The following is a 12,649-nucleotide window of genomic DNA, read 5'->3' as shown; positions in this document are numbered from 1 at the left end:
GTGGGGTCGGGCGGGGTATCCGCGCCATGGATGGCGCGGCTAAGCCTACACGGACGTACTTGCGGCGTCCCCGCCCGGCCCCACCCCTCCGGCCCAACCGATAAACCGCATGCTTCGTCTACCCACGAGGGGCTGCGCCGTTCGCCGGAACACTACTTTGCCGGCGACAACCACATGTCGATTACCGCGCTGAACACCTCCGTGCCCGCGCGGTCGCGCACGCTCACCGTCACCGGTAGCGCATAGCCCTCGGCCGCGACCACAATCGGCTGTGCCGGCAGCGCCACCGCCTCCAGCGTGCCACGCGCCTTGGCCAGGTACTGCACCTGCATCCCCTTCGGGATCCAGCGCATGCCCTTCGGCAGCGATGCGTCGACCATCAACCCGGCGGTCAGTTCGGCCAGGTTGCACATCGCGATCGCGTGCACCGTGCCGATGTGGTTGCGTACTCTGCGGCGGTCGGCCAGCGTACCTTCGCAGCGGCCGTGTTCCAGGCGGGTGATGCGCGGCGCGATGCTGGCGAAGTAAGGCGCCTTGAAACACACCGCGCGCGAGAACAGCCAGTTGCCGGCAGGCCAGCGCTGCAGGCGGTTGTAGAGCGAGAGCAGGGGCGTGGACATGAGGAGGATTCCGGTCGGCGGATAAAGCGACGGCGGGCCGAGGCCCGCCGTCGAAGGCAACGCGTGTCGCGGGCGATCAGGCCGCCTGCGAATGCGGGTCCTTGTGCTGGCGGTCGTAGTAGCTGGCCGCGCGCAGTTCGTGGGTGTCGAAGTCGTCCACGGTGATCGTGTCCAGAGTCAGCGTACGCAGCTCTTCCAGCAGGCTGCGCTCGTCCTGGGTGATCACGCCTTCGGCCACGGCCTCATCCAGCTGGCTCTTGAAGTCCAGCGCCTCGATGCCCTTGCTCTTCAGTGCCTTCAGGAACTTGCGCTCCACCGGCTCGGCCATGATCGCCTTGCTCAGGTAACTGTTGATGCGGCCACCCGGGTTGTTCTCGCACGGGGTCAGGAACACGCCATTGGCGAGACGGTCGCGGGCTTCATTCGGCGCCATCAGCAGGGCGGCGACGCGGCGGCTCAGGCGATCACCCGGAGCCTCGGCACGACGGCCCAACGGGAAGATGAGCGCCCACATCAGCCAGCCGATCGGACGGATCGGGAAGTTGCGCAGCGCGGCCGACAGCGACTCTTCGATCTTGTGCACGCTGTCATGGAAGGCCCAGGCCAGCAGCGGCTGGTCGGCCTGCGGTGCACCTTCGTCGTGGTAGCGCTTGAGCATGGCGCTGGTCATGTAGACATGGCTCAGCACGTCGCCCAGGCGGCCGGACAGCGATTCCTTGAACTTCAGCTTGCCGCCCAGGGTCATCATCGAGATGTCGGCCATCAGCGCCAGGTTGGCCGAGTAACGGTCCAGCTTGCGGAAGTAGCGGCGGGTGTAGGCATCGCCCGGGGCGGCGCCGAAGCGCGCACCGGTCAGGCCGAACCAGAACGAACGCACGGCATTGGAGATGCCGAAGCGGATGTGGCCGAACAGGCTGCGGTCGAACTCCTGCAGGCCTGCACGGGTATCCGGATCCTGCGCGGCCTTCATTTCCTTGAGCACCCACGGGTGGCAGAGGATCGCACCCTGGCCGAAGATCAGCAGGCTGCGGGTCATGATGTTGGCGCCTTCCACGGTGATCGCGATCGGCGCGGCCTGCCAGCTGCGGCCGGCGAAGTTGCGCGGCCCCAGGATGATGCCCTTGCCGCCGATCACGTCCATCATGTCCGAGATCACTTCGCGGCTCATGGTGGTGCAGTGGTACTTGGCGATCGCCGACGGCACCGACGGCACGTCACCACGATCGACCGCCGCGGCGGTGGCCTGCGACAGCGCGCTGATCTTGTAGGCCTTGCCGCCGATGCGGGCCAGCGCCTCTTCCACGCCTTCGAAGCGGCCGACCGACAGGCCGAACTGCTTGCGGATGCGCGCATAGGCGCCGGTCACGGCGGCACCGGCCTTGGCACCGCCGCTGGCGGTGGACGGCAGGGTGATCGAGCGGCCCACGGCCAGGCACTCGTTGAGCATGTTCCAGCCCTTGCCGGCCATGGCTGCGCCGCCGATCAGCTGGGTCAGCGGAATGAACACGTCCTTGCCGCGGATCGGGCCGTTCTGGAACGTCGAGTTCAACGGGAAATGGCGACGGCCGATCTCGACGCCGGCGGTGTCGCGCGGCAGCAGGCCCAGGGTGATGCCGATGTCGCGGGTGTCGCCCATCAGACCATCCGGGTCGTACATGCGGAAGGCCAGGCCGATCAGCGAAGCGACCGGAGCCAGGGTGATGTAGCGCTTGTCGAAGGTCAGCTTGACGCCGAGCACCTGCTCGCCGTTCCACTCGCCCTTGCAGACGATGCCGTAGTCCGGGATCGAAGTGGCGTCGGAGCCGGCGAACGGACCGGTCAGGCCGAAGCAGGGCACTTCGCGGCCATCGGCCAGGCGCGGCAGGTACTGGTCCTTCTGTTCCTGGGTGCCGTAGTGCACCAGCAGTTCACCCGGGCCCAGCGAGTTGGGCACGCCGACGGTGGAGCTGACCACCGAAGACACCGACGCCAGCTTCTGGATCACCTTGTGGTGGGCCAGCGCGGAGAAGCCCAGGCCGCCATATTCCTTCGGGATGATCATGCCGAAGAACTTGTTCTTCTTGATGAAGGCCCACAGCTCCGGCGGCAGGTCGGCGTGGACGTGGGTGATTTCCCAGTCGTTGACCATCGTGCACAGCTCTTCCACCGGGCCATCGAGGAAGGCCTGTTCTTCAGCGGTCAGCTGCGGCTTGGGATAGTTGAGCAGGATGTTCCAGTCCGGGTCACCGGTGAACAGCTCGCCCTCGAAACCGACCGAGCCGGTTTCCAGCGCAATGCGCTCGGTCTGCGACAACGGCGGCAGCACCTTGCGGAACACCTTCATCATCGGGCCGGTCAGCAGCGGCTTGCGGATGAACGGCAGCAGCAGCGGCACGGCGATCACCGCCAGCACCGCCGCAGCGACGATGGTGGCGGTCTGGTTGACGTAGGGAATGAACCAGCAGGCGGCCAGCAGGGCCACGCTGATCAGCGTCCAGGTAACCAGCCGCATGCGGTGGTAGGCGACGAACGCGCCTGCCAGCAGCAGGGCGAGGAAGGGAAGAACGATGCTCATGAGCGTGCTCCGGTGACGTGCTCGTTTGTGGCGGACGAAGCCGCAGCGTCCGCTGCGGGCAACACGTCCAGATAGTCCAACACAGTAGCGGTAAAGGCGTCGTTGTCATCGCCGGCGACCATGTGCGTGGCCTGCGGCAGCTGTACATGGCGCGCGTGCGGCGCCAACGCCAGGAATTCGGCCACGGTCTGCGGCGTGACCAGGTCGCTGCGGCCGCCGCTGACCAGCAGCAGCGGGCACTTCACCTGCCGCGCGGCCTCGGCCAGTGCATCCTGGTGCTGCTCGCTGTCGCGCGCCAGCTCGGCCACCAGGCGCGGGTCCCAATGCCAGCGCCAGCGCCCGTGGCCATCCTCGCGCAGCAGCGCACGCAGCGACTGCTCGGATTTGCGCGGCCGGTGCGGCATGTAGGCCGAGATCACGTCGGCGGCCTGGGTCAGCGAGGCGAAGCCGTCGGGATGGGCGGTCATGAAGGCGAGGATGCGCTCGACACCCGCGGTATCCCAGCGCGGGGTGATGTCGACCAGCACCATGGCCGAGAACAGGCCCGGCCAGCGCGACTCGGCCAGCAGGCCGAACAGGCCACCCATCGAAGCGGCAACCAGTACCGGCGGGCGCGGCTGTTCGCCGGCCAACACGATCAGGTCGTCGGCGAACTGTTCGCCGTGATAGGGCAGATCGGCGCCATTCCAGTCGGAATCGCCATGGCCGCGGGCGTCGTAGGCCAGCGTCTGCAGGCCGGCCGCGTTCAGTGCGCGGGCAGTGGCATTCCAGGCGTGGCGGGTCTGGCCGAAGCCATGGGCAAACAGGACCCGGCCGCGCCGGCCATGGTCGCTGACGGTCGCCGCCAGGCGGGCGCCATGGGCGGCGTCCAGGCGCAGGTCATGGAACGCAGCGGGAGTGGGGGACATAACCATACTTGCTAGTATGGAGAGCTTCGAGGGGAAGTCAATACTGCATGGTATGGTGCGTTGCAGAACGCGCGTGGAGGGACCCTTCCGACGGGCCTGCGACGGTTTCGACCGCAACCGCGTACTGCAACGAACCCCGGCGTATGGTTAAATCAGTCCATGAATCAACCTGACGCTTCCGCCGGCGAACCGCGCGCCGGCCGCAACAGCCGCCTGAGTGCCGAAGACTGGGCCCAGGCGGCCCTCGATCTGATTGCTGAACAAGGTGTCGGCGCCGTCGCGGTAGAGCCGCTGGCACGGCGGCTCGGCGTTACCAAGGGCAGTTTCTACTGGCATTTCCCTTCACGCGATGCATTGCTGCAGGCGGCGCTGGAACGCTGGGAACTGTTCGAACAGGAACAGGTGTTCGGCAGCCTGGAAGACGTACCGGATCCGCGCGTGCGCCTGCGCCAGCTGTTCCAGATGGTGGCGCATGAAGTGCAGCCGCACATCATCTACAGCGAGCTGCTGAAGGCCCTGGATCATCCGATGGTGCGGCCGGTGATCGACCGGGTCTCGCAGCGTCGCCTCGACTATCTGGTCGCCTCGTTCCGCCAGGCCGGCCTCAGCTCGACCGATGCGCGTCATCGCGCACGCCTTGCGTACGCCGCGTATGTCGGCTTCCTGCAGTTGTCGCTGCAGCTGCAGCAGCCCAAGCAGGCGCGCGAGGATTTCGAGGCCTACGTCGAGCACCTGATCGAGACGCTGATCCCGAACGGATGAGCGCCCGGAAATGATCTCGAAGGAAGGCCGCAGCGATGCTGCGGCCTTTTTTGTTGTGCGCTGGCCAGCGCCCGTCCATGGCGCGCAAAGAACAACGGCCCCTTTCGGGGCCGTTGCTGCATCAGCTGATCGGGTTCCCGATCAGAACTTCTGCTTGTACTGCATGTAGATCAGGCGACCGATGTCGTAGCCGCCGTAGTAGGAGTACTGCGAGTTCGGCGCCGAGTACATCTGCGGGCCGTAGTGGTCGAACACATTGCGTGCACCGACCGCGATGGTCGCATTCCACGGCGCGTTCCAGGAGAACTGGACGTCGTGGAAGGTGGTGGCGCCGCGCTTGTTCTGCGCCTGGTTGCGAGCCGGATCCGGCGAGCCGTAGTCAGGCAGCGAGCACTCGGTGGCGTAGTAGCAACGCTCCTTCACGCTGGAGAAGTAGCGGGTGCCCCAGGTGATGCCGAAGTCGCCGAATTCCCAGCCAACGGTCAGGTTCGAACGCAGGCGGAAGTTGCTGCCGAAGCCATTGTAGATCTGCACCGGGGAGTCATCATTGGCCGTCTTCAGAACGTTCTTGGTGACGTAGGTGTTCTGCAGGTTGAAGTTGAAGCTGCCCCAGGTGTCGGTCGCATAGCGGTAGCTTGCATCGAAGTCGAAGCCTTCGGTTTCGATGAAGCCGGCATTGCGGCTGCCGTAGGTCAGGTTGTTGACGTAGCCGAGCGTGGCGTCACGGGTGAAGGTGCTGCAGCGCTCAGCAATGCCCAGAACGTAGCAGTCGTTCAGCTGATCCGTCGGGGTATCGGAAACGATCGTGTTCTCGATCTTGATGTTGAACCAGTCCAGGCTCAGGTTCAGGCCCGGGGCGAAGGTCGGGCTCCAGACCAGGCCAACGGTCTTGGACTTGGACGTTTCCGGAGTCAGGTTCGGATTGGAGCCGGAGGTGAACGGCACCGGGCTCTGCTCATCCGGGCCTTCAGCCGGGACGTAACCCTGCTTCAGCTGGCGGAAGTTCGGGGCCAGGGCACCCAGGGCGGCAGCGCATCGCTGGGCCGTGGCGGCGTCGGTTGCGGCCAGACCGAACGAGGTATCGCACGGATCGGTGAAGTACTCGAAGGACTGCGAGCTGCCGCCGTACAGGTCGGCGATGGTCGGCGCGCGGAAGCCCTCGGAGTAGGTCGCACGAACCAGCAGCTGATCGATCGGGCGCCACTTCAGGCCGAACTTGCTGTTGGTCGTGTTGCCGAAGGTGCTGAAGTCGGAGAAGCGGGTGGCTGCGCTCAGGCTCAGTTCCTTGGCACCGGGCAGGTCGGCCAGGATCGGTACGTTCAGCTCCAGGTACACTTCATTGACGTCGTACTTGCCGCCGGTCGGGCCAGCCGCCAGGTCGGTGGAGTAACCCGACTGCGACAGCGCGTCCGGATTGAAGTTGCCCTTCTCCTCGCGGTACTCGTAACCCAGTGCGAAGCCCAGGTCGCCTGCCGGCAGGGTCAGGATGCTGCCCGCAATGTTGGCGTAGTAGGACGTCATCGTGGTTTCGCCGACGTTGTGCGTCGTCGGGAACAGGAACTGCTGCAGGTCCGGATTGCCGGTCAAGCCGCCATCACCGGTGCGGCCGAACGGAATGGCCGGGTTCCACGGGATGCAGCCGCCGGCGCCGGGGCCGTAGGCCGGGTTGGTGCCCGCAGCCAGGCCCGCTGCGGTTCCGCACTCCACGCGGCCGGTTGCCGGGTTGTAGAACGAGGCCCCGGTGGCGGCGTTGGCAGCCAGGACGTTGTAGTTGCCGGTCTGGCTCTGGTTGTTTTCGGAGTTCTGGTAGAGGTAGCCGGCTTCCCAGTCGAAGTACTTGTCATTGAACTGGAACGAGCCCTGCAGCGCGCCGCTGAAGCGGAACGTCGTCAGCTTGTTGTTGGAAACGCGCGGCACTTCCCAGCCACGGCGGACATACGCCATATCCTGGCCGAACGGGTTGTAGTAGCTGTCGGCCGACCAGATGGAACCGAGGTTGGCGTAGGCTTCGGACTGCAGCGGGTAACCGGCCACCTGCGCTTCCGATTCGCGGCGGGTGTACAGCAGGTCACCGCTGAAACGGACATTGTCGGTAAGGTCGTACTGCAGGTTGGCGAATACGCTGCGACGCTTTGTCGGGGTCAGCAGCTGCATCTGCTGGTTGGAGTTGCTTACGTCACCGGTGATCGGGGTCAGGTCGGTTTCGTGGAAGTCCGCCGCGTTGTAAGGATTGCCGCCGCGGTTGAGGGTGAGCGACGGTGCGTCCGGATCGGTCGGGTCGAACACCGAGCCCCACTGGCTGACCGAGGTCCAGCCGGCGGTCGGATGGCGATTGGTGCGCGACGATTCGGAGAACCAGCGGTCCTTTGCCCACACCGCCTTTTCGTTGGAGTACTCGGCACCGATGGTGATCGAGCCGCGATCGCCGGTGAAGCCGGCAACGAAATCGGCGCTCTGCTTCTGGCCGTCGCCTTCACTGTACTGCCCGGTGTAGGCGTTGACTTCCAGGCCTTCGAAATTCTTGCGGGTGATGATGTTGATCACGCCGGCCATGGCATCGGAACCGTACACCGAGGAAGCACCGTCCTTCAGCACGTCGATGCGCTCGACGATCGCCGACGGGATCTGCGACACGTCCTGATAACCGCTGACGCTGGCGCCGAGGCGCTTGCCGTCGACCAGGATCAGGGTGCGCTGTGCACCCAGGTTGCGCAGGTCGATGTAGTAGCCGCCGACCATTTCACCGGAGGACAGCGGTTCGGAACGGCTGATGGCCGGGCTGCCGGCGGCAGAAATGTTCTGCAGCACGTCAGCAACCGTCTTGAAGCCGCTCTTTTCGATGGTGGCGCGGCTCAGGCTCAACACCGGCTGGGCGGTTTCGGTATCGACCTGACGGATGCGCGAACCGGTGACCTCGATGCGGTCGAGGTTGGTGGCTTCCTGGGCGTGGGCCGTCGCGGTGGTGGCACCGGCGACAAGCGCGATCACAACTGCGTCACGCAGCTGGCTGGACTTGAGTTTCATTGGCTCTCTCTCTCCAAGAAATCTTGGCTGGGGTTAATGCCCGGCGGGGGAGCGAAAAAGCGCTCCCAAATCGCGAGGCTGACCCGATAGTAACGGGCGTTCGCCAAGAATTAAAGCTGTGTTAATGAAGTCTGTGATTTTGGTAAAAAAGCGCTTTTTCCAGCCCAATCAACGGGTTGCTGGTATGGTCATGCTGATCTGCCTCGTTTGTTAACGCAGAATGATGAAAAAAGTTTCGACTGATATGTATCCCAATATGTCGATACGCTCTGCGGTCGATACCGCTCATGCGAGTGCGAGGCTGGCACGCAGATGCAAAAAGGCGCCTTTCGGCGCCTTCGGGAATGTCGTTGCTGAACCTGACTGAGGGGATCAGAGATCCTGTTCGTAACGCACGTACGGCACGGTGCCGTCGTCGTTGCTTTCGTTGCGCGGGGAGAACGGATTCTTGCCGCGGCTGATCACGTTCTCGGCGCCGACGGTCAGCTGGCCGGACCACGGGGTACGCCAGGTCAGGCCGATGCCCAGGCCTTCGAACTTGCCGGGCTTGCCCGGCACGTCGACCACGCGGCCGATGATGCTGCCGGTGAAGTTGCCGTAACCGGCACCGATGCTCAGGCTCTTGCTGTCCCAGCGATCGACGATGGCCGGCGAAGCGTCGGCCAACGGTACCAGGCGTGCCTTGGCGTAGGTACCGGCGATGGAGACGAAGCCTTCGCGGCCAATGTTCTTCTGCGCGAACACGGTCAGATCGTTCTGCTCGGCGCGCAGCGAGGGCGTCTTGTTCGGGCCCGACAACCAGGCGGGCAGGGTTTCACGGCCGGTGCCGGCAGTGATGCCCAAGCGGCTGTTGCCCCGGTTCAACGCGGCGGTACCACTGAAACGACGGCTGTTCAGATCATCCTCGTCGCCCAGGCTGGCCAGCATGCAATGGCTGGCCAGGCCGCTGATGCTGGTGCCGCTGCTGCTGTTGCAGAGCAGGCCCAGCGAATCGCCGGAGGACAGGCCAAAGGCTGCGTCCAGCGAATTGCGGCCGAAATGCCAGCGGGCGCCGGCTGCCTGTTCGCCGGTCGGCTCCAGGTACAGCAGCGCCTCGACCTTGCCGCTGCCCTTGTTCCATACCGGCAACACGGTGCGGGTGTCCTTGCTCTGCGCATGCACGCCCGTGATCGCGCCAAGGGCGATCAGCAGGGCCAGCGGTAGACGCAGGAAGGTACGCATCGGACCAGTTCAGACAGGGACGGACAACGGAAGTTCCCGTGGGGACGGGAACTCGATCCTAGGGTGTTTATGAATTCTTAACAAGCCTTGATCCTCCCCAGGTACAAGACTGCCGTTTACTGAAGTCGTTCAGGCGCCGCTACAGCCCCCTGGGCGCCGTGGAACAGTATGCCGAACTCCGTCAATGGAAAGTGATACTCACGCCCGCAGAATTCGCAACGCACCTCGACGGCGCCGGTGGCCTCGGCGGCCGCGCGGGCTTCGTCCTCGCCCAATGACTGCAGCATGCCAGCCACCCGCTCGCGCGAGCAGGAGCAGGCGAAGGACAGCGGCTTGTCGCCCAGCAGTTCCGGCCGCTCCTCGTGGAACAGGCGGTGCAGCAGCTGCTCGGCCGGGGTCGCCAGCAGTTCGGCCTTGCCCAGGGTTTCGAACAGGGCGCTGGCGCGGGCCCAGCCATCCTCGTCGCCTTCGTCGCCCGGCAGCTTCTGCAGCAGCAGGCCGGCGGCACCGTTGCGGTCGGCCGCCAGCAGCAGGCGGGTCGGCAGCTGCTCCGACTGGCGGAAGTAGTCCTCGAAGGCCTCGTCCAGTTCCGGCGCAGTCAGCGCGACCAGGCTCTGGTAGCGCTGCGGCTCGCGCGGGTCCAGGCCGGGGTTCTCGATGGTGATGGCGAGGATTGCGTCATCACCGAGGCGGGACAGGTCACGCGGTGCGTCGCCACCCTCGCTGAGCTGGGCGATACCGCGCAGGGTGCCGGCGGCGGTGCATTCGGCGAACAGGGTGCGCAGCGCGGTGCTGCTGCGCAGCTGCACCGACAGGCGCCCGTCGATCTTGGTGTGGCCGGTGAACAGCGCCGAGGCGGCGCAGGCCTCGCCAAGCAGTTCGGCAGCGGCGTCCGGGTAGGCGGCATGGGACAGGATTTCCTGCCAGGTGGCCTGCAGGTGCACATGCACGCCACGCACGCCGGCGTCGGGGAGCAGGAAACGGATCAGGGAATCGGGGTTGGCGGTCATCGGCTCACATCGCGCGTAAACGGGGGCGGTTGCCGGATAATGCGCCGACAACCAGACAGAAGAAGGATGCACCAGTAATGGGGGCAGCGGGAGAGCAGCACAAGGTAGAGGCCGTGGTCGCCGCGCCGCGCCGGCGACGCTGGCGCTGGAAGCGGCTGCTGTGGCTGCCGGTGCTGCTGGCCGCCTTCAGCTGTCTGCAGGTGCTGGTGCTGCGGTTCATCGACCCGCCGGTGTCCATGGTGATGCTGTGGCGCTATGGCGAGGCGCTGGGCGAGGCCGACTGGTCCTATCGGCTGCATCACCAGTGGCGCGACCTCGACCAGATGGCACCGAGCCTGCCGATCTCGCTGGTGGCGGCCGAGGACCAGCGCTTCCCCGACCACAACGGCTTCGACCTGCAGGCCATCGAAAAGGCGCGCGACCACAACGCCAGGGGCGGGCGCCTGCGCGGCGCCAGCACGATCAGCCAGCAGGTGGCCAAGAACCTGTTCCTGTGGCAGGGCCGCAGCTGGATCCGCAAGGGCCTGGAAGTCTGGTACACGGTGCTGATCGAGGCGCTGTGGCCAAAGGAGCGGATCCTGGAGATGTACGCCAACATTGCCGAATTCGGTGATGGTGTGTATGGCGCGCAAGCGGCAGCGCAGAAATTCTGGGGCAAGGACGCGGCCCGGCTGAGTCCGGCCGAGAGCGCGCGCCTGGCCGCGGTGTTGCCGGCACCGCGTCGCTACAACGCGGCAAAGCCTGGGCCGTATGTGCAGCGGCGGGCCGCGTGGATCCAACGCCAGGCGCGTCAGCTGGGTGGTGCGTCCTATCTGTCGGAGGACTGAGCCCGGCGCTGCAATTGGCAGGCGACGGGCCGGGCGCCTGCCGGCAACGTACAATCCGGCCATGACCCGCGAACGGCTTACCTTCGTCATCGCCGCCTACAACGAGGCCCTGGCACTGCCGCTGCTGCATCCACGGCTGTGCGCGGTGCTCGACGGCATGCCCGACATCGACGGTCACATCCTCTATGTGGACGACGGCAGCCATGACCGCACCTGGGACGTGATCGCCGGGCTGGCCCAGGCCGATGCACGCGTATCGGCGCTGAAGCTGTCGCGCAACTTCGGCAAGGAAGCGGCGCTGACCGCCGGCCTGGATCTGGTGCACGAGGGTGCGGCGATGATCCTCGATGCCGACGGCCAGGACCCGCCGGAGCTGGTGCCGCAGTTCGTCGCGCGCTGGCGCGAAGGGCATGACAACGTCTACGGCACGCGCATGGCCCGCGATGGCGAGGCCTGGATCAAGCGGGCCACGGCAGCGATGTTCTATCGGGTGATGGGCCGCCTGTCGCGGACACCGATTCCGGCCGATACCGGGGACTTCCGCCTGCTGTCACCGCGCGCGCTGAACGCCCTGCGCGGGATGCGCGAGCGCCACCGCTTCATGAAGGGACTTTTCAGCTGGGTGGGATTCAAGCGGATCGCCGTGCCCTACCACCGCCACGCACGTGTGGCCGGCAGCAGCAAGTTCAGCCTGTGGCGGCTGTGGAATTTCGCCCTCGAAGGCATCACCGGGTTCTCGACCGTGCCGTTGCGGGCGGCGACCTACCTCGGGCTGGCAACCGCGGCCGTCGCTTTCGTGTTCGGCCTGTGGGTGATCGTGAAGGCGGCGCTGTATGGCGACCGGGTGGCGGGCTGGCCGACGATGATGGCGGTGATCCTGTTCCTGGGCGGCGTGCAGCTGATCGCGCTTGGCCTGATCGGCGAGTACCTGGGGCGGCTGTACGAGGAGTCCAAGCAGCGGCCGTTGTACCTGGTTGACGCCTGGCTAGCATCGTCCGTGGCAGACTCGGTCCCGCAACCCACCCTGGGAGGGCAGGCAGATGACCACGGTACGGCAACTGTTGGACGGCAAGTCTCCTGAAGTACATGCGGTCGCGCCGGATGCGGCGGTGATCGATGCGATCCGGTTGATGGCGGAAAAGGGCATCGGTGCGGTGCTGGTGATGGACGGCCCGCGGCTGGTGGGAATCCTGTCCGAGCGTGATTACGCGCGCAAGATCGTGTTGCGTGATCGCTCTTCGCGCGATACGGCGGTGGCAGAGATCATGACGTCGCAGGTGGTGACGGTGTCGCCGGGCGAGCAGGTGGAGCATTGCCTGCAGTTGGTGACCGATTATCGCATCCGCCATCTGCCGGTCGTGGAGGGCGCGCAGGTGCTGGGGGTGATCTCCATCGGCGACCTGGTGAAGTCGGTGATCGATGCGCAGCGGCGGGAGCTGGATCAACTGCAGCAGTACATCGTTGCCGGGTGAGGGTGTCGCTGGCGGGCCTGCGGCCCGCCGGTCCGCTTTTCGAAGCTCAAAGCCACAGCCAAAGCCAAAGCAGCGCCTTCCTGATACGTTGGGAGGCGGAGGGTGCGGCTGGGCAGGACACGCCGTAAACCCATCCATGAAGTGACCCCCGAGACTTGGACGGTGGGGTCAGGCGGCTGCTTGGGCCTGTTCCCGGTACTTTACCGGGCTTAGCCCCTTCAATTTCAATCTGATTCGCTCTTGGTTGTAGT

11 protein-coding genes are annotated in these 12,649 nt (G+C 65.6%); 4 read left to right on the top strand and 7 right to left on the bottom strand.

Annotated features, from left to right (window positions below; translation table 11 throughout):
• Nucleotides 1-152: 152 nt before the first annotated feature.
• From AC5P5V_RS16880 to AC5P5V_RS16870, 3 genes are all read right to left on the bottom strand, one after another.
• Nucleotides 153-620, bottom strand: a complete 468-nt coding sequence (locus AC5P5V_RS16880) for a hotdog fold domain-containing protein (RefSeq protein WP_134968385.1) — start codon at nucleotides 618-620, stop codon at nucleotides 153-155.
• Between the two features lie 76 nt (nucleotides 621-696).
• On the bottom strand, nucleotides 697-3,174 hold the full coding sequence (locus tag AC5P5V_RS16875) for an acyl-CoA dehydrogenase (RefSeq protein WP_061478883.1): 2,478 nt from the start codon (nucleotides 3,172-3,174) through the stop codon (nucleotides 697-699).
• On the bottom strand, nucleotides 3,171-4,088 hold the full coding sequence (locus AC5P5V_RS16870) for an alpha/beta fold hydrolase (RefSeq protein WP_032954411.1): 918 nt from the start codon (nucleotides 4,086-4,088) through the stop codon (nucleotides 3,171-3,173). The genes AC5P5V_RS16875 and AC5P5V_RS16870 overlap by 4 nt, the downstream gene beginning before the upstream one ends.
• Nucleotides 4,089-4,241: 153 nt before the next feature.
• On the opposite strand from AC5P5V_RS16870, the gene AC5P5V_RS16865 reads away from it, so the two are divergent.
• Nucleotides 4,242-4,844: a TetR/AcrR family transcriptional regulator gene (locus AC5P5V_RS16865; protein WP_005418411.1), complete on the top strand. Its 603-nt coding sequence runs from the start codon at nucleotides 4,242-4,244 to the stop codon at nucleotides 4,842-4,844.
• A 141-nt stretch (nucleotides 4,845-4,985) separates the two neighbouring features.
• Here AC5P5V_RS16865 and AC5P5V_RS16860 read toward each other — a convergent pair whose 3' ends face one another.
• The 3 genes from AC5P5V_RS16860 to hslO all read right to left on the bottom strand — a co-directional run bounded on the left by AC5P5V_RS16860 (nucleotide 4,986) and on the right by hslO (nucleotide 10,099).
• On the bottom strand, nucleotides 4,986-7,868 hold the full coding sequence (locus AC5P5V_RS16860) for a TonB-dependent receptor domain-containing protein (protein ID WP_049412226.1): 2,883 nt from the start codon (nucleotides 7,866-7,868) through the stop codon (nucleotides 4,986-4,988).
• A 372-nt stretch (nucleotides 7,869-8,240) separates the two neighbouring features.
• Nucleotides 8,241-9,089, bottom strand: coding sequence for an XOO1806 family protein (locus AC5P5V_RS16855; protein ID WP_061478882.1), 849 nt, complete (start codon nucleotides 9,087-9,089; stop codon nucleotides 8,241-8,243).
• A gap of 116 nt (nucleotides 9,090-9,205) precedes the next feature.
• Entirely contained in the window at nucleotides 9,206-10,099 is an 894-nt protein-coding gene (gene hslO / locus AC5P5V_RS16850; protein ID WP_495215960.1) for an Hsp33 family molecular chaperone HslO, read from the bottom strand.
• A gap of 77 nt (nucleotides 10,100-10,176) precedes the next feature.
• Between hslO and mtgA the strand changes: the two genes are divergently transcribed.
• The 3 genes from mtgA (at nucleotide 10,177) to AC5P5V_RS16835 (ending at nucleotide 12,398) form a co-directional block, all read left to right on the top strand.
• Nucleotides 10,177-10,926 carry a monofunctional biosynthetic peptidoglycan transglycosylase gene (gene mtgA / locus AC5P5V_RS16845; protein ID WP_231352255.1) on the top strand — a complete coding sequence of 250 codons (750 nt, stop codon included), beginning with the start codon at nucleotides 10,177-10,179 and terminating at the stop codon, nucleotides 10,924-10,926.
• Nucleotides 10,927-10,987: 61 nt separating this feature from the next.
• Complete coding sequence (locus tag AC5P5V_RS16840; RefSeq protein WP_005418406.1) at nucleotides 10,988-12,007, top strand: glycosyltransferase family 2 protein; 1,020 nt, start codon at nucleotides 10,988-10,990, stop codon at nucleotides 12,005-12,007.
• Nucleotides 11,967-12,398: a CBS domain-containing protein gene (locus AC5P5V_RS16835; RefSeq protein WP_005418405.1), complete on the top strand. Its 432-nt coding sequence runs from the start codon at nucleotides 11,967-11,969 to the stop codon at nucleotides 12,396-12,398. The genes AC5P5V_RS16840 and AC5P5V_RS16835 overlap by 41 nt, the downstream gene beginning before the upstream one ends.
• 168 nt (nucleotides 12,399-12,566) lie before the next feature.
• Here AC5P5V_RS16835 and AC5P5V_RS16830 read toward each other — a convergent pair.
• Nucleotides 12,567-12,649, bottom strand: an 83-nt coding sequence (locus AC5P5V_RS16830) for an IS3 family transposase (RefSeq protein ID WP_308140961.1), incomplete at its 5' end; no start/stop codon positions are given.

The sequence above is a fragment of the Stenotrophomonas sp. YJH_SMC_130 genome, assembly GCF_059369035.1.
Note: the sequence above shows the minus strand (reverse complement) of the source record. Positions and strands in the feature narration are given on the sequence as shown.

Excerpts from the sequence above, each read along its gene's own strand:
- AC5P5V_RS16865 (WP_005418411.1), top strand. The coding sequence starts at position 4,242 with ATGAATCAACCTGACGCTTCCGCCGGCGAACCGCGCGCCGGCCGCAAC.
- AC5P5V_RS16870 (WP_032954411.1), bottom strand. The coding sequence starts at position 4,088 with ATGGTTATGTCCCCCACTCCCGCTGCGTTCCATGACCTGCGCCTGGAC.
- hslO (WP_495215960.1), bottom strand. The coding sequence starts at position 10,099 with ATGACCGCCAACCCCGATTCCCTGATCCGTTTCCTGCTCCCCGACGCC.
- AC5P5V_RS16840 (WP_005418406.1), top strand. The coding sequence starts at position 10,988 with ATGACCCGCGAACGGCTTACCTTCGTCATCGCCGCCTACAACGAGGCC.
- AC5P5V_RS16855 (WP_061478882.1), bottom strand. The coding sequence starts at position 9,089 with ATGCGTACCTTCCTGCGTCTACCGCTGGCCCTGCTGATCGCCCTTGGC.
- AC5P5V_RS16860 (WP_049412226.1), bottom strand. The coding sequence starts at position 7,868 with ATGAAACTCAAGTCCAGCCAGCTGCGTGACGCAGTTGTGATCGCGCTT.
- AC5P5V_RS16875 (WP_061478883.1), bottom strand. The coding sequence starts at position 3,174 with ATGAGCATCGTTCTTCCCTTCCTCGCCCTGCTGCTGGCAGGCGCGTTC.
- mtgA (WP_231352255.1), top strand. The coding sequence starts at position 10,177 with ATGGGGGCAGCGGGAGAGCAGCACAAGGTAGAGGCCGTGGTCGCCGCG.
- AC5P5V_RS16880 (WP_134968385.1), bottom strand. The coding sequence starts at position 620 with ATGTCCACGCCCCTGCTCTCGCTCTACAACCGCCTGCAGCGCTGGCCT.
- AC5P5V_RS16835 (WP_005418405.1), top strand. The coding sequence starts at position 11,967 with ATGACCACGGTACGGCAACTGTTGGACGGCAAGTCTCCTGAAGTACAT.